Genomic DNA, 13765 nt, shown 5'->3' on the forward strand with positions numbered 1-13765 from the left:
CGGTTTGGCCCGTCGTGAGCCTTGCATGCAAGACTCACCGCGGAATATCCGCTGGACGCAGTCTTGCGTAGCTGCACCGGTTGTCCGGAAAGGCTACGCAAGCAGCAGTCACAGGTGGTGCGGCACTTGAACAAGTGCAGCACCGAATGCGCAGTACCTAACGAAGACGGTAATAAGCATGAATCTTCACGAGTATCAGGGTAAGCAGCTGTTCGCTGAATACGGCCTGCCAGTTTCCACCGGTTACGCGGTAGACACCCCGGAAGCAGCAGCAGAAGCTTGCGACAAAATCGGCGGCAGCGAGTGGGTTGTCAAAGCCCAGGTCCACGCCGGTGGTCGCGGTAAAGCGGGCGGCGTAAAGCTGGTTCGCAACAAAGAAGACGCCAAAGCCTTCGCACAGCAGTGGCTGGGCAAGCGTCTGGTGACTTACCAGACTGACGCCAATGGTCAGCCAGTCACCAAGATCCTGGTTGAATCGTGCACTGATATCGCTAAAGAGCTGTACCTGGGCGCTGTCGTTGACCGTTCGAGCCGTCGCATCGTGTTCATGGCTTCCACCGAAGGTGGCGTGGACATCGAGAAAATCGCTCACGACACTCCAGAAAAAATTCTGAAGGCCACTATCGATCCACTGGTTGGCGCTCAGCCATTCCAGGGTCGCGAGCTGGCATTCCAACTGGGTCTGGAAGGCAAGCAAGTTGCCCAGTTCGCCAAGATCTTCGTTGGTCTGGCCAAACTGTTCCAGGATCACGATCTGGCCCTGCTGGAAGTGAACCCGCTGGTGATCAAGGCTGACGGCGATCTGCACTGCCTGGACGCCAAGATCAACATCGACGCCAACGCCATGTACCGTCAGCCTAAGCTGAAGACTTTCCACGATCCGTCGCAAGACGATCCGCGCGAAGCGCACGCTGCCAAGTTCGAACTGAACTACGTAGCACTGGAAGGCAACATCGGTTGCATGGTCAACGGTGCTGGCCTGGCCATGGGTACCATGGACATCGTCAACCTGCATGGCGGCAAACCAGCCAACTTCCTCGACGTGGGCGGCGGTGCAACCAAGGAACGCGTTACCGAAGCGTTCAAGATCATTCTGTCCGACACCAACGTCGCTGCAGTACTGGTTAACATCTTCGGCGGCATCGTTCGTTGCGACATGATTGCCGAAGGCATCATCGGCGCCGTGAAAGAAGTCGGCGTGAAAATCCCGGTTGTTGTTCGCCTTGAAGGCAACAACGCTGAGCTGGGCGCTAAAGTACTGGCAGAAAGCGGTTTGAACATCATCGCTGCTACCAGCCTGACCGACGCTGCTCAACAAGTTGTCAAAGCTGCGGAGGGCAAATAATGAGCGTCCTGATCAATAAAGACACCAAAGTTATCTGCCAGGGTATTACCGGTTCGCAAGGTAGTTTCCACACCCAGCAAGCCATCGAGTACGGCACCAAGATGGTTGGTGGTGTAACTCCGGGCAAAGGCGGCACCGAGCACCTGGGCCTGCCAGTGTTCAACACCGTTAAAGACGCAGTAGCTGCCACTGGCGCTACCGCCAGCGTGATCTACGTTCCGGCTCCTTTCTGCAAAGACTCGATCCTGGAAGCTGCTTTCGGCGGCATCAAGCTGATCGTCTGCATCACCGAAGGCATTCCTACCCTGGACATGCTGGACGCTAAAGTTAAGTGCGACGAGCTGGGTGTTACCCTGATCGGCCCTAACTGCCCAGGCGTGATCACCCCAGGCGAATGCAAGATCGGCATCATGCCAGGTCACATTCACTTGCCAGGCAAGGTCGGTATCGTTTCCCGTTCCGGCACCCTGACCTACGAAGCTGTGAAGCAGACGACTGACGCCGGTTTCGGTCAGTCGACTTGCGTCGGCATCGGTGGTGACCCGATCCCGGGTTCGAACTTCATCGACATCCTGAAGCTGTTCCAGGAAGACCCGAAGACCGAGGCGATCGTGATGATCGGTGAGATCGGCGGTTCGGCTGAAGAAGAAGCGGCTGCCTACATCAAGGCACACGTGACCAAGCCGGTTGTTTCCTACATCGCTGGTGTGACTGCTCCTCCGGGCAAGCGCATGGGCCATGCTGGCGCAATCATCTCTGGCGGCAAAGGCACTGCAGACGAGAAATTCGCTGCTCTGCAAGACGCAGGCGTTAAAACCGTGCGTTCGCTGGCAGACATCGGCAAGGCCCTGGCCGAGCTGACTGGTTGGGCTGTCAAGTAAGCCTCGCGCTTAGCTGACGCTTCACCAGACAAAGGCCACCTTCGGGTGGCGTTTGTCGTTTCCTGGATCTGTAGGAGCCGGCTTGCCGGCGAAAGGGACGACGCGGTGTGTCAGGCATGGCGCCTTCGCTGGCAAGCCAGCTCCTACAGGGGTTGGTGTAGGTAAATTAGATGCGTAAACGCGACACGGAAATGTCGTGTATCGGATAGTTTGCCCTTTAACAGTGCGTTCACCGCCCAAATTCGTTAGGCTACGCGCCATTTTTGCGTCCGCGGCCCACAAGGCTGCAACGCGCTAAAAGGGTTGGTCCCATACGGACCGACAGCATTTCCCTCACCCATAGGGAAATCCCTCTCTAAATTCCGATTCAGTAGTGTGGTATTTCCTTAATGAAAGTGTTGAAAGGCCAGGACATCCTGGCACTTGGTTTTATGACGTTTGCCCTGTTCGTCGGGGCTGGCAACATCATCTTCCCGCCTATCGTCGGTTTGCAGTCCGGGCCTCACGTCTGGATGGCGGCGCTGGGCTTCCTGATTACCGCGGTCGGTCTGCCCGTGGTGACCGTCGTGGCCCTGGCCAAGGTCGGTGGCGCCATGGATGCCTTGAGCAGCCCGATCGGCAAGATCGCTGGTGGCCTGCTCGCTGCGGCGTGCTACCTGGCTGTCGGCCCACTGTTCGCCACGCCACGTACCGCGACAGTGTCGTTCGAAGTCGGCCTGGCACCGCTGACCGGCGAAAGCCCGCTGGCGTTGTTCCTCTACAGTTCCGTGTACTTCCTGGTGGTGTTCTTCATCTCGCTGTACCCGGGCCGTTTGCTCGATACCGTCGGACGTTTCCTCGCGCCGCTGAAGATCATCGCCCTGGCCGCGCTCGGCATCGCCGCGTTCGCATTGCCTGCGGGTGACATTGGCCATGCCACGCCTGAATACGTCGCGGCGCCGTTCTCCCAGGGCTTCATCAACGGTTACCTGACCATGGATACCCTGGGTGCACTGGTGTTCGGCATCGTCATCGTCAATGCCATCCGCTCGCGCGGCGTCGAGTCGCCGGCGTTGATCACCCGTTACGCGATCATCGCCGGCCTGATTGCCGGCGTGGGCCTGGCGCTGGTCTACATCAGCCTGTTCCGCCTGGGTTCGGGCAGCCATGAAGTCGCCGCTGGCGCCACCAATGGCGCGGCCGTGCTGCACGCCTACGTGCAGCACACCTTCGGCTCCCTGGGTAGCGGTTTCCTTGCCGTCCTGATCTCGCTGGCCTGCCTGGTCACGGCGGTCGGCCTGACTTGCGCCTGCGCCGAGTACTTCAGCCGGGTGCTGCCACTGTCCTACAAGACGCTGGTGATCATCCTCGCGGCGTTCTCGCTGCTGGTGTCCAACCTGGGCCTGACCAAGCTGATCGCGTTCTCGATCCCGGTACTGACCGCGATCTACCCGCCGTGCATCGCCCTGGTGGCCCTGAGCTTCTGCAAGGACTTCTGGCATGAACAAGGCCGCATCGTCGGTCCGGTGATGCTGGTATCGTTCCTCTTCGGCCTGATCGACGCTCTCAAGGGCGCCGGCCTGGCGGACTGGATGCCGACACAACTGTCCCACCTGCCGCTCAGCGAGCAAGGCCTGGCGTGGCTGGTGCCTTCGGTGATGACCCTGGTGGTCGCCGTGGTCTGCGACCGCCTGCTGGGCAAGCGCGAGGAAGCGCTGGCTTAAGCGTTGCCGGCCCGCCACGAGCGGGCCTGCGGGCAAAAACAGAAATGCCCCGTATCAATCGATACGGGGCATTTTTTTATGGGGTGATGCGGTGTCTTTTCTTCTGCGCTAACGTCGAAAGACTGCGCAATCCACCTGTAGGAGCGAGCTTGCTCGCGAAGAACCGGAGAGCGACGCGTTTATCCAGGTAACACGCGCCATTATTCGCGACCTTCGCGAGCAAGCTCGCTCCTACAGGTTTCCGGTGTTCCTGCCACTCCATCACAAGGACCTGCATGTCGTTCATCCAAGCCAACCTGATCCACATCCTCGCTGCCATCTGGTTCGTCATCTGCTGGGGCGGTTACACCCGCTATGCGACCTGGAAAGGCCGTGATACCGCCTGCCTGGCCAGTGTGCTGCATCTGTATCGCGAAGACTGGATGCGCCGCATGCTGCTGCGTGACAACCGCATCGCCGATGCCAGCGTGATCGGCAACCTGGAGCGCAACGCATCTTTTTTCGCCTCCAGCACCCTGATTATCCTGGCCGGCATTCTCACGGTACTTGGGGCATCCGAAAGGGCGGTGTCGTTGTTGGCGGATATCCCGATGGTGCAACAGGCGTCCCAGGGGATGTCGGAGATCAAGTTGCTGTGCCTGGCGCTGGTGTTCGTCTATGCGTTCTTTACCTTCAGCTGGTGCATGCGCCAGTACAACTTCGCCGCCATCCTGGTGGGTTCGGCACCCATGGTCGGAGAGCGCCATGTGTCGGAGCAGGAGCGCAAAGCCTTTGCCAACCGGGCAGCCCGGGTTATTTCCATGGCCGCCAACCAGTTCAACTTCGGCCTGCGCTCCTATTACTTCGGCATGACCATGCTGGCCTGGTTCGTTAGTCCCTGGTTGTTCATGTTGATGAGTGCCGGCGTCGTATTCGTGCTTTACCGTCGCGAGTTTCACTCCGACGTTCTCGACGTCATGGTCTATACCCCTACAGAGGCACCGTTGCCCGAGGTGAATAAAGAGGCCGCTTGATGAGTATTCCATTCTGGTGCGTGTTTATCAGTGCCGTACTGATTTATGTGGCGCGCCTGCCCGTGACCACGGCCATGAAAGAGCAGGGCGGTTACAACAATCACCTGCCGCGCCAGCAGCAGGCGCAACTCACGGGGCTGGGTGCGCGCGCGGTGGCGGCGCACCAGAACAGTTTCGAAGCCTTCATATTGTTTGCGGCGGGGGTGTTGATGGCCCACACCACACAAACGGCGGGCTGGCTGATCGACTGCCTGGCGATCATCTTTGTGATCGCGCGGGTTCTCTACCTGCTGTGTTACTGGAAAGACCTGGCCTGGCAACGCAGCCTGGTCTGGCTGGTGGGTTTGATCTGTTCCTTGTTGCTGATGATTAGTCCGACTTTTCGAACGATTTTGCTCTAACCATTAAATCGCAGGCAAAAGAAAACCCGCACTTGGCGGGTTTCTTTTTACACGAAAAAACTGAATCAGTTCTTAGGCGCGGCTTCTTTTGCTGCTGCTTCGTTCGATTCAGCCTGAGCTTTGGCGGCTTCGGCATTTTCTTTCGCAGCGTCGTTCACTTTATCCTGAGCTTTATTCATGTCTTGCTGGGCTTGCTCAGCATGTTGGTTAGCATCTTGAGCTTTGTCCTCGGATTTTTTATCGCAGGCAGCGAGACCGAGGGAAGCGGTCAACATCAAGGCAATAGCTAAAGTCTTACGCATGGGGTGTTTCTCCTTATGGAAAATTATCTACTGGCTTTAAGAGCACAGCCATCAGGGTTAAGTTCCTCAAATCGCTCAGATATATAAGTTTGTTCTAAAACGGAACTTTTACCCGGGCGTCTACTTCACTGCCTACTAAACAAGAGTCTTTATCAACATGGCCGAAAACCCCGTTTTTGAGCGTGCGACACGGTTCCTGTCGGCGCTGCGACATTGTTCCGTGCTCGGATTGCGCGTTCACAGCGCCAGTGCCGAAGGGCTCACCGTGATACTGCCGTACAGCCCGCAGATCGTCGGCAATCCACAGAGCGGCGTGATTCATGGCGGCGCCCTGACCACCTTGATGGACACCGCTTGCGGCATGTCGACCCTCTGTGTGCTGCCGGAGTTCGAAGTGTGCCCGACCCTCGACCTGCGCATCGACTACATGCACGCCGCCGAACCTCATAAGGATGTCTACGGCTTCGCCCAGTGCTATCGGGTGACCACTGACGTGATATTCGCCCGTGGTTTTGCCTATCAGGATGATCCCGAGCAGCCCATTGCCCATGTCGTGGGCACTTTCATGCGCATGGGCAAGGGCATCAAGGGGACCAAGGGTTTTGCAGGCGCCATCGCCGGAGGTGCGAAGTGAGCGAGTCATTCAAGGAGCAACTGCGACAGACCCATGAACAGGGCGAGTACGCGCCGCTGTTGAAGCTCATTCCCTACGCCGGATTGATTGGTGTCGAATGTTCGCGGGTGGGGGATGAGTTGCTGTTTCGCCTGCCGGCCAACAAGGACAACATCGGCAACCCGTTATTGCCGGCTATCCATGGCGGCGTGATCGCCGGTTTCATGGAGCTGTCCGCCGCGCTGCACCTGCTGGTGGCGACCGGTTCGCCGGGCGTGCCGAAGATCATCGACTTCTCCCTCGATTACCTGCGCGCCGGACAGTTCCGCGATACCTGGGCCCGCTGCCAGGTGTGCCGACAGGGTCGCCGGGTCGCCAACGTGGCGATTACCGCCTGGCAAAGCACCGAAGCGGAACCCATCGCCACGGCCCGGGCGCATTTCAAACTTGATGAGCCCTTGAAATCCTGAATGCTGCCCCCAACTCTGATGACAACCCGCCGCCGACCCTCATGGTCGCGGCTTATGCCATCTGATTGGAGTTTGATGACCATGAGTGTGGAAACTCAAAAGGAAACCCTGGGCTTCCAGACCGAGGTGAAGCAACTGCTGCACCTCATGATCCATTCGCTGTATTCCAACAAGGAAATTTTCCTTCGCGAACTGATCTCGAACGCCTCTGACGCCGTAGACAAATTACGTTTCGAAGCCCTGGCCAAGCCAGAGCTGCTGGAAGGCGGCGCTGAACTGAAAATCCGTGTGAGCTTCGACAAGGACGCCAAGACCGTCACCCTCGAAGACAACGGCATCGGCATGAGCCGCGAAGACGCGATCACCCACCTGGGCACCATCGCCAAATCCGGCACCGCTGATTTCATGAAACACCTGACGGGCGACCAGAAGAAAGATTCGCACCTGATCGGTCAGTTCGGTGTCGGTTTTTACTCCGCCTTCATCGTCGCCGACAAAGTCGACGTGTTCAGCCGTCGCGCCGGTAGCCCGGCCAGCGAAGGCGTGCACTGGTCGTCCAAAGGCGAGGGTGATTTCGAAGTCGCCACCCTCGACAAGGCTGACCGTGGCACTCGCATCGTCCTGCACCTGAAATCCGGTGAAGACGAGTTCGCCGATGGCTGGCGCCTGCGCAACATCATCAAGAAGTACTCCGACCACATCGCCTTGCCGATCGAGTTGCCGAAAGAAGCGGCCGCTGCCGAAGGTGAAGAGAAACCAGCCGTTGAGTGGGAAACCGTCAACCGCGCCAGCGCCCTGTGGACTCGCCCTCGCACTGAAGTGAAGGACGAGGAATACCAGGAGTTCTACAAGCACATCGCCCATGACTTCGAAAACCCGCTGAGTTGGAGCCACAACAAGGTCGAAGGCAAGCTGGAATACAGCTCGCTGCTGTACGTGCCGGCCCGTGCGCCATTCGACCTGTACCAGCGTGAAGCGCCGAAAGGCCTGAAGCTGTACGTGCAGCGCGTGTTCGTCATGGATCAGGCCGAGTCCTTCCTGCCGCTGTACCTGCGCTTCATCAAAGGCGTGGTCGATTCCAACGACCTGTCGCTGAACGTGTCGCGGGAAATCCTGCAGAAAGACCCGATCATCGACTCCATGAAGTCGGCGCTGACCAAGCGCGTGCTGGATATGCTGGAAAAACTGGCGAAGAACGATCCAGAGCAATACAAAGGTTTCTGGAAAAACTTCGGCCAGGTCATGAAAGAAGGCCCGGCAGAAGATTTCGCCAACAAAGAGAAAATCGCCGGCCTGCTGCGTTTTGCATCGACCAACGGTGATGACGGCGAACAGGTTGTCGCTCTGGCCGAATACCTGGCACGCGCCAAGGAAGGCCAGGACAAGATCTACTACCTGACCGGCGAAACCTACGCGCAGGTCAAGAACAGCCCGCACCTGGAAGTCTTCCGCAAGAAAGGCATCGAAGTGCTGCTGCTGACCGATCGCATCGACGAGTGGCTGATGAGCTACCTCAGCGATTTCGACGGCAAGAGCTTTGTCGACGTGGCGCGCGGTGACCTGGACCTGGGCAACCTGGACTCGGAAGAGGACAAGAAAGCTGCGGAAGAAGTCGCCAAGTCCAAGGAAGGTCTGGTCGAGCGTCTGAAGACAGCGCTGGGCGAATCCGTTGCTGAAGTACGGGTCTCCCATCGTCTGACCGATTCCCCGGCGATCCTGGCCATCGGCGAGCAGGACCTGGGCCTGCAGATGCGTCAGATCCTCGAAGCCAGCGGGCAGAAGGTTCCGGATTCGAAGCCGATCTTCGAATTCAACCCGGCTCACCCACTGATCGAGAAGCTCGACAACGAGCAGAGCGACGAGCGCTTTGGCGACCTGTCGCACATCCTTTTCGACCAGGCGGCCCTGGCGGCCGGCGACAGCTTGAAAGACCCGGCGGCCTATGTGCGCCGTCTGAACAAGCTGCTGGTTGAGCTGTCGGCTTAACAAGGTTGTAGAAAAACCCGCTTCGGCGGGTTTTTTCATTCTGGTGTAAAAAAATCAGGAGTCAGAAATGAGCCAAATCACTGTACGTTCTGTTGCCTATCAGATTGATGGCCAATCCTACGAAAGCCGCCTGGCGTTCGACGCCGACCACAAAGGCCCGCGCCCGGGTCTGTTGATGGCGCCGAACTGGATGGGCGTCGGTGCTGGTGCCGAGGAGATCGCCAAGTCGGTCGCGGCCAAGGGTTACGTGGTGCTGATCGCGGACCTCTATGGCCAATCGGTTCGTCCGCAGAACAACGATGAGGCCGGCGCGGCAATGATGCCGTTGAAGAATGACCGGCCATTGCTGCGCAAGCGCATGCAAGTGGCGTTCGAGCAGTTGCAAAGCCAGGGTGAGGCCGCTGTCGATACGTCGAAACTGGCAACCTTCGGTTTCTGTTTCGGCGGTTGCTGCGCGCTGGAGTTCGCCCGTACGGGGGCGCCAGTGAAGGCGGCGGTGTCGTTCCACGGTACGCTCGATACCCCGGACGTCAACGATGCGAAAAACATCAAGGGCTCGGTATTGGTGCTGCACGGCGCTTCCGATCCGTTGGTGCCGAAAGAGCAGCTGCCGGCGTTTGAAGATGAGATGAACGCTGCGGGCGTGGATTGGCAGCTGCTGAGCTACGGCGGCGCGTTCCACTCGTTCACCGATCCCCATGCCAATGTTCCGGGCATGATGATGTACGACGCCAAGGTCGCCGCCCGGGCCTTCACTTCGATGCACAATCTGCTGGATGAAGTGTTCAAGGGCTGACTCAGTCGCTGCCTGTGCCGGCCTCTTCGCGAGCAAGCCCGCTCCCACATTGGAATGCGGTCAACTGTGGGAACGGGCTTGCTCGCGAAGGCGATGTGAAATTCACAAAAAGCCTTAAGGAAGTTCGATCCGCTCAACTTCCCCCGGCACCGTCGGCCATTCCCCGGCCGCCCAGCGCCGACGCGCTTCATCGATGGCTGCCGGATCGCTCGCCACGAAATTCCAGTTGATCCGCCGTGGCCCATCCAGCGGCGCACCCCCGAACAACACCGCATGACTGTCGCTCTCGGCGAACAGCGTCATCTCTTCCCCTGGCGGCAACACCACCAGCGAATGCGGCTCAATTGACTCGCCATCCAGCTGCACATCGCCGCTCAACACATACAGCGCACGCTCTTCATGCTCGGTGGGAATCAGCAAAGTTGTCGCCGTTTGCAGATTCAACTCGGCATACAAGGTCGGAGAAAGCACTGGCACTGGCGATTCCAGGCAAAAGCCCGAGCCTGCGATCATGCGGATCTTCACCCCGAGGTTTTCGCTGACCGGCAGCGTGGCGGCGGGGTGGTGGCTGTAGAGTCCCGGACCCTGTTCCTGGTCTTTTGGAGAAGCCAGCCAGATCTGCAAGCCGTGCATCGTGAAGCCGCTTTCCTTGAGGGCCTCGGGCGTGCGCTCGACATGGGCGATGGCGCTGCCAGCGGTCATCCAGCTGACATCACCGGCGTTGACCACCTGGTCCGAGCCGATGCTGTCCTTGTGCTGCAACTGGCCTTCAAACAGGTAGGTGAGCGTAGAAAGACCGATGTGCGGATGCTGGCGGATGTTCATGCCCGTCCCCTGTGCATAACGGGTTTCGAGCATATGGTCGAAAAACACGAAGGGCCCGACATTGCGGCATTTGGCTGACGGCAACGGGCGAAGAATCGGCTGGCCTTCGACATCTTCTGCGCGGGGGCGGATCACGAGCGGAGTGTTCATGGTGCGTTCCAGACTGAGCGAGTTATGCGTTCGAGCATAACCCGCTTGCGTAGCCTTTGCCGCTATTGGCTGAACGCGCCTTCGGCCAGATGGGTTTCGATGCTGACTTCAGAAGTGGTCATCAGCTTGTGCACCGGGCAGCGATCGGCCACCCGGTGCAGCTCGTCGCGCTGGGCGTCAGTGAGCACGCCCTTGAGGGTCAGTTTCACATGCAGGGCGTATTTACCTTTCTGCTCTTCACTGTTGTCGCGTTTGACCTCCACACCAACACCGGTCAGCGGAATGTCCTTTTTCTTTGCGTACATCTTCAAGGTCAGGGCCTTGCAGGCGCCCAGCGCGGCATCGAAGTAATCGTGCGGCTCCGGGGCCGAACCTTCGCCACCTGCCGATTGCGGGGCATCGGCAAAGAGTTCGTGGTCATCGATCTGGACGGTGTGGCGAAGACCTTCGGCGGAAACGGTGTTGACGGTGACAGTCATGGGAAACCTCGCAGGCGGCTGGAAAACGCATTCGATCAAAAAAGACCTTGAAGGTATAGAGCATTGCGCCTGCTGTGCGTTCCTGGTTTTTTAGATCTTCAAAAAAAAGCCCCGCAATCGCGAGGCTTCTTCAAACAGGTGCGGATCAGCTGCCTTTCACGGTCTTGCCGTTCACGGTGCCATCCAGGAGCATGATGTTGTACTCCTTGCCGTCGGTCTCGACCTGTTGCAGGCGAACCAGCAGGTAATCCCAATCCTTGGCGAACCACAGCACGGTGATGCGCTTGCTTTGTGTCGGGTCGCGTACGCGTTCGACCTTGATCGCGTCGATCTGGCCGGCCTTGGTGTCGACTTTTTCCGAACCCAGCACGCGGAAGTCATAGGTATCGACTTCGCCATCGTCCACGACCTGATAGCTCATGCTTTTCTTGCCGGCGGCCACGTCATGCTGCAGCGCCAGTTGGTAGGTGGATTTGTCGAGCATGCCGCGGTTGAGCGGGATGTTGACGGCGTCACCGCGATCAGTACCCGTGACCTTCTTGGCGGTCCAGTCGAAGTCCAGGTCAGCCTTCTTCGCTTTGCCCAGGCCACCGCGCTCGAAGTGGTAGGACTGGGGCAGCAGGGTGTCCTTGTCGACGGTCAGGGTGCTTTCTTCGGACAGGCTGGCGATCATCATCGAAGCCTTGAAGTTAAGCTTCCAGATGCCATTGGCTTGCTTGGTCAGGCTGCGTTCAGCCGTGCCGCTCATGGGCAACTGTTTCCAGTCGGCGGTGTAGCTGGCGGAGAAAGGTTGAAGGTCTGCAGCCTGTGCGAAGGGCAAGGCAAGCAGAGCGCAAGCGAAGAGCAGGGCGCGACGCATAAAATCTCCTAGGGTCGAATCAAGTGGCCGCTGGCCGCGAGTAACTGTCCATCCAGTAAAGCACCTTGTTCGCCGAGGGATAACCGGCCTTCGGCAAACCAGCGTACGGCCATGGGGTAGATCAGGTGTTCCTGTACATGGACCCGCTGCGCCAGACTCTGCGGCGAGTCATGCAACTCTACCGGTATTACTGCTTGTACGACCAGTGGTCCGCCATCGAGTTCCTCGGTGACGAAGTGTACGGAGCAGCCGTGTTCGGCATCACCGGCTTCCAGCGCGCGCTGATGAGTGTGTAACCCTTTGTATTTGGGTAGCAGCGAGGGATGGATATTGAGCAGGCGGCCCGCGTAATGGCGTACGAAGTCAGCGCTGAGAATGCGCATGAATCCTGCCAGGACCACGAGTTTGGGATTGAAGGCGTCGATCAGTTCGATCAGCGCGACGTCGAAGGCCTCGCGGCCCTCGAAAGCCTTGTGATCCAGGGTGCGGGTGTCGATACCCGCGTCCCTGGCGCGTTGCAGGCCATAGGCATCGGCGCGGTTGGAAATCACCGCAGCGACGCGGACCGGGCTGTCGCCGGTCTGCGTGCTGTCGATCAAGGCCTGCAAGTTACTTCCGGTGCCGGAGAGCAGCACCACGACATCACAGGTCTGAGACATCAATGAGCCTTGAGGTTCTTCAGTTCAACCTGGGCAGCGCCTTCGGCGGCGGTAGCGATCTGGCCGATGACCCAAGGCTGCTCGCCGGCTTCACGCAGCACGTTCAGCGCGGTTTCAACGTGCTCTTGAGCCACGCAGATGACCATGCCCACGCCGCAGTTCAGCACGCGATGCATTTCGTTTTCGTCGACGTTGCCTTGTTCCTGCAGCCAGTCGAACACCGCAGGGCGGTTCCAGCTTGCCACGTCAACCACCGCTTGTGCGCCTTTTGGCAGAACGCGCGGGATGTTGTCCAGCAGGCCGCCACCGGTGATGTGGGCCATGGCTTTGACGGCGCCGGTGTCCTTGATCAGCTTGAGCAGCGGCTTCACGTAGATGCGGGTCGGGGCCATCAGCAGGTCGGTCAGCGGCTTGCCGTCGAGCTGGATGTTTTCGATGTCGGCACCGGATACTTCGATGATCTTGCGGATCAGCGAGTAGCCGTTGGAGTGCGGGCCGGAAGACGGCAGGGCGAGCAGGGCATCGCCGGCAGCGACTTTGGAGCCGTCGATGATTTCGGATTTTTCCACGACGCCGACGCAGAAGCCGGCCAGGTCGTAGTCTTCGCCTTCGTACATGCCAGGCATTTCAGCGGTTTCGCCGCCCACCAGGGAGCAGCCGGACAGTTCGCAGCCGGCGCCGATGCCGGTCACGACCTGGGTCGCGGTTTCGACGTTGAGTTTGCCGGTGGCGTAGTAGTCGAGGAAGAACAGCGGCTCGGCGCCGCACACCACCAGGTCGTTGACGCACATGGCAACCAGGTCGATGCCGATGCTGTCGTGCTTGTTCAGGTTCAATGCCAGGCGCAGCTTGGTGCCGACGCCGTCAGTACCGGAAACCAGCACGGGCTGCTTGTAGCCGGCCGGGATTTCGCAGAGGGCGCCGAAACCGCCCAGGCCGCCCATGACTTCCGGGCGCGCAGTGCGCTTGGCGACGCTCTTGATGCGTTCGACCAATGCTTCACCGGCGTCGATGTCTACACCGGCGTCCTTGTAGCTCAGGGAGGGTTGCTTGCTCATGATCCAGGCCTTTAGGGGGGATTTCTGGGTAACGACCGAGTCCAGCGGGACCGCCAAAATCGACGAAGGTGATTGCCTCACGCGATATTCGAGGGTGCCCGGCTGTTGCCGGTCTGCGAAGGCGCGCGATTTTATCAGGCTTGACGGTCAGCGGCCATCCTCAGGCCGACGGCAGGGGGCATATCGGCCGAAAAAAAACCGCTATCACGCCCTGTAACTGACATC

At 59.1% G+C, this 13765-nt stretch carries 15 protein-coding genes; 9 read left to right on the top strand and 6 right to left on the bottom strand.

All coding sequences use genetic code 11. The annotated features are described in order from the left end of the window. The first annotated feature begins 178 nt into the window (after positions 1 to 178). The 5 genes from sucC (at position 179) to ACYP2Q_RS05610 (ending at position 5343) form a co-directional block, all read left to right on the top strand. Positions 179 to 1345 carry an ADP-forming succinate--CoA ligase subunit beta gene (gene sucC / locus ACYP2Q_RS05590; RefSeq protein ID WP_003223015.1) on the top strand — a complete coding sequence of 389 codons (1167 nt, stop codon included), beginning with the start codon at positions 179 to 181 and terminating at the stop codon, positions 1343 to 1345. Then, complete coding sequence (gene sucD / locus ACYP2Q_RS05595) at positions 1345 to 2226, top strand: succinate--CoA ligase subunit alpha (RefSeq protein ID WP_003223019.1); 882 nt, start codon at positions 1345 to 1347, stop codon at positions 2224 to 2226. Before sucC ends, sucD begins: the two co-directional genes overlap by 1 nt. Positions 2227 to 2615: 389 nt before the next feature. Further along, positions 2616 to 3929 carry a branched-chain amino acid transport system II carrier protein gene (gene brnQ / locus ACYP2Q_RS05600; protein ID WP_323627666.1) on the top strand — a complete coding sequence of 438 codons (1314 nt, stop codon included), beginning with the start codon at positions 2616 to 2618 and terminating at the stop codon, positions 3927 to 3929. Between the two features lie 275 nt (positions 3930 to 4204). Then, complete coding sequence (locus ACYP2Q_RS05605; RefSeq protein WP_180202787.1) at positions 4205 to 4942, top strand: DUF599 domain-containing protein; 738 nt, start codon at positions 4205 to 4207, stop codon at positions 4940 to 4942. After that, a complete protein-coding gene (locus ACYP2Q_RS05610) occupies positions 4942 to 5343 on the top strand; it encodes an MAPEG family protein (protein WP_459729603.1) in 402 nt (133 codons plus the stop codon). The genes ACYP2Q_RS05605 and ACYP2Q_RS05610 overlap by 1 nt, the downstream gene beginning before the upstream one ends. Positions 5344 to 5408: 65 nt before the next feature. Here the strand turns inward: ACYP2Q_RS05610 and ACYP2Q_RS05615 are convergent, their stop codons facing one another. Beyond that, positions 5409 to 5645 (bottom strand): hypothetical protein, encoded by a 237-nt coding sequence (locus ACYP2Q_RS05615; RefSeq protein WP_034146354.1) that lies wholly within the window; start codon positions 5643 to 5645, stop codon positions 5409 to 5411. Positions 5646 to 5802: 157 nt separating this feature from the next. Here ACYP2Q_RS05615 and ACYP2Q_RS05620 point away from each other — a divergent pair, with 157 nt between their 5' ends. The 4 genes from ACYP2Q_RS05620 to ACYP2Q_RS05635 all read left to right on the top strand — a co-directional run bounded on the left by ACYP2Q_RS05620 (position 5803) and on the right by ACYP2Q_RS05635 (position 9510). After that, positions 5803 to 6279 carry a PaaI family thioesterase gene (locus ACYP2Q_RS05620; protein WP_459729604.1) on the top strand — a complete coding sequence of 159 codons (477 nt, stop codon included), beginning with the start codon at positions 5803 to 5805 and terminating at the stop codon, positions 6277 to 6279. After that, complete coding sequence (locus ACYP2Q_RS05625; protein ID WP_459729605.1) at positions 6276 to 6728, top strand: PaaI family thioesterase; 453 nt, start codon at positions 6276 to 6278, stop codon at positions 6726 to 6728. Before ACYP2Q_RS05620 ends, ACYP2Q_RS05625 begins: the two co-directional genes overlap by 4 nt. 81 nt (positions 6729 to 6809) lie before the next feature. Next, a complete protein-coding gene (gene htpG / locus ACYP2Q_RS05630) occupies positions 6810 to 8714 on the top strand; it encodes a molecular chaperone HtpG (RefSeq protein ID WP_459729606.1) in 1905 nt (634 codons plus the stop codon). Positions 8715 to 8781: 67 nt separating this feature from the next. Further along, positions 8782 to 9510, top strand: coding sequence for a dienelactone hydrolase family protein (locus ACYP2Q_RS05635; protein WP_274074905.1), 729 nt, complete (start codon positions 8782 to 8784; stop codon positions 9508 to 9510). 114 nt (positions 9511 to 9624) lie between these two features. Here the strand turns inward: ACYP2Q_RS05635 and ACYP2Q_RS05640 are convergent, their stop codons facing one another. The 5 genes from ACYP2Q_RS05640 to purM all read right to left on the bottom strand — a co-directional run bounded on the left by ACYP2Q_RS05640 (position 9625) and on the right by purM (position 13540). Continuing rightward, a complete protein-coding gene (locus ACYP2Q_RS05640) occupies positions 9625 to 10485 on the bottom strand; it encodes a pirin family protein (RefSeq protein WP_459729607.1) in 861 nt (286 codons plus the stop codon). 62 nt (positions 10486 to 10547) lie between these two features. Continuing rightward, positions 10548 to 10964 carry an OsmC family protein gene (locus ACYP2Q_RS05645; RefSeq protein ID WP_459729608.1) on the bottom strand — a complete coding sequence of 139 codons (417 nt, stop codon included), beginning with the start codon at positions 10962 to 10964 and terminating at the stop codon, positions 10548 to 10550. 145 nt (positions 10965 to 11109) lie between these two features. Further along, positions 11110 to 11823 carry a DUF3108 domain-containing protein gene (locus tag ACYP2Q_RS05650; protein WP_459729609.1) on the bottom strand — a complete coding sequence of 238 codons (714 nt, stop codon included), beginning with the start codon at positions 11821 to 11823 and terminating at the stop codon, positions 11110 to 11112. An 8-nt stretch (positions 11824 to 11831) separates the two neighbouring features. Beyond that, on the bottom strand, positions 11832 to 12482 hold the full coding sequence (purN, locus tag ACYP2Q_RS05655) for a phosphoribosylglycinamide formyltransferase (RefSeq protein WP_459729610.1): 651 nt from the start codon (positions 12480 to 12482) through the stop codon (positions 11832 to 11834). After that, a complete protein-coding gene (gene purM, locus ACYP2Q_RS05660; protein ID WP_459729611.1) occupies positions 12482 to 13540 on the bottom strand; it encodes a phosphoribosylformylglycinamidine cyclo-ligase in 1059 nt (352 codons plus the stop codon). The genes purN and purM overlap by 1 nt, the downstream gene beginning before the upstream one ends. Between the last annotated feature and the right edge of the window lie 225 nt (positions 13541 to 13765).

It is taken from the genome of Pseudomonas sp. MHK4, from assembly GCF_054600775.1.

What these genes read in the sequence shown, in the direction of transcription:
- sucC (WP_003223015.1), top strand. Translation starts at nt 179, where the DNA reads ATGAATCTTCACGAGTATCAGGGTAAGCAGCTGTTCGCTGAATACGGC.
- sucD (WP_003223019.1), top strand. Translation starts at nt 1,345, where the DNA reads ATGAGCGTCCTGATCAATAAAGACACCAAAGTTATCTGCCAGGGTATT.
- brnQ (WP_323627666.1), top strand. Translation starts at nt 2,616, where the DNA reads ATGAAAGTGTTGAAAGGCCAGGACATCCTGGCACTTGGTTTTATGACG.
- ACYP2Q_RS05605 (WP_180202787.1), top strand. Translation starts at nt 4,205, where the DNA reads ATGTCGTTCATCCAAGCCAACCTGATCCACATCCTCGCTGCCATCTGG.
- ACYP2Q_RS05610 (WP_459729603.1), top strand. Translation starts at nt 4,942, where the DNA reads ATGAGTATTCCATTCTGGTGCGTGTTTATCAGTGCCGTACTGATTTAT.
- ACYP2Q_RS05615 (WP_034146354.1), bottom strand. Translation starts at nt 5,645, where the DNA reads ATGCGTAAGACTTTAGCTATTGCCTTGATGTTGACCGCTTCCCTCGGT.
- ACYP2Q_RS05620 (WP_459729604.1), top strand. Translation starts at nt 5,803, where the DNA reads ATGGCCGAAAACCCCGTTTTTGAGCGTGCGACACGGTTCCTGTCGGCG.
- htpG (WP_459729606.1), top strand. Translation starts at nt 6,810, where the DNA reads ATGAGTGTGGAAACTCAAAAGGAAACCCTGGGCTTCCAGACCGAGGTG.
- ACYP2Q_RS05635 (WP_274074905.1), top strand. Translation starts at nt 8,782, where the DNA reads ATGAGCCAAATCACTGTACGTTCTGTTGCCTATCAGATTGATGGCCAA.
- ACYP2Q_RS05640 (WP_459729607.1), bottom strand. Translation starts at nt 10,485, where the DNA reads ATGAACACTCCGCTCGTGATCCGCCCCCGCGCAGAAGATGTCGAAGGC.
- ACYP2Q_RS05645 (WP_459729608.1), bottom strand. Translation starts at nt 10,964, where the DNA reads ATGACTGTCACCGTCAACACCGTTTCCGCCGAAGGTCTTCGCCACACC.
- ACYP2Q_RS05650 (WP_459729609.1), bottom strand. Translation starts at nt 11,823, where the DNA reads ATGCGTCGCGCCCTGCTCTTCGCTTGCGCTCTGCTTGCCTTGCCCTTC.
- purN (WP_459729610.1), bottom strand. Translation starts at nt 12,482, where the DNA reads ATGTCTCAGACCTGTGATGTCGTGGTGCTGCTCTCCGGCACCGGAAGT.
- purM (WP_459729611.1), bottom strand. Translation starts at nt 13,540, where the DNA reads ATGAGCAAGCAACCCTCCCTGAGCTACAAGGACGCCGGTGTAGACATC.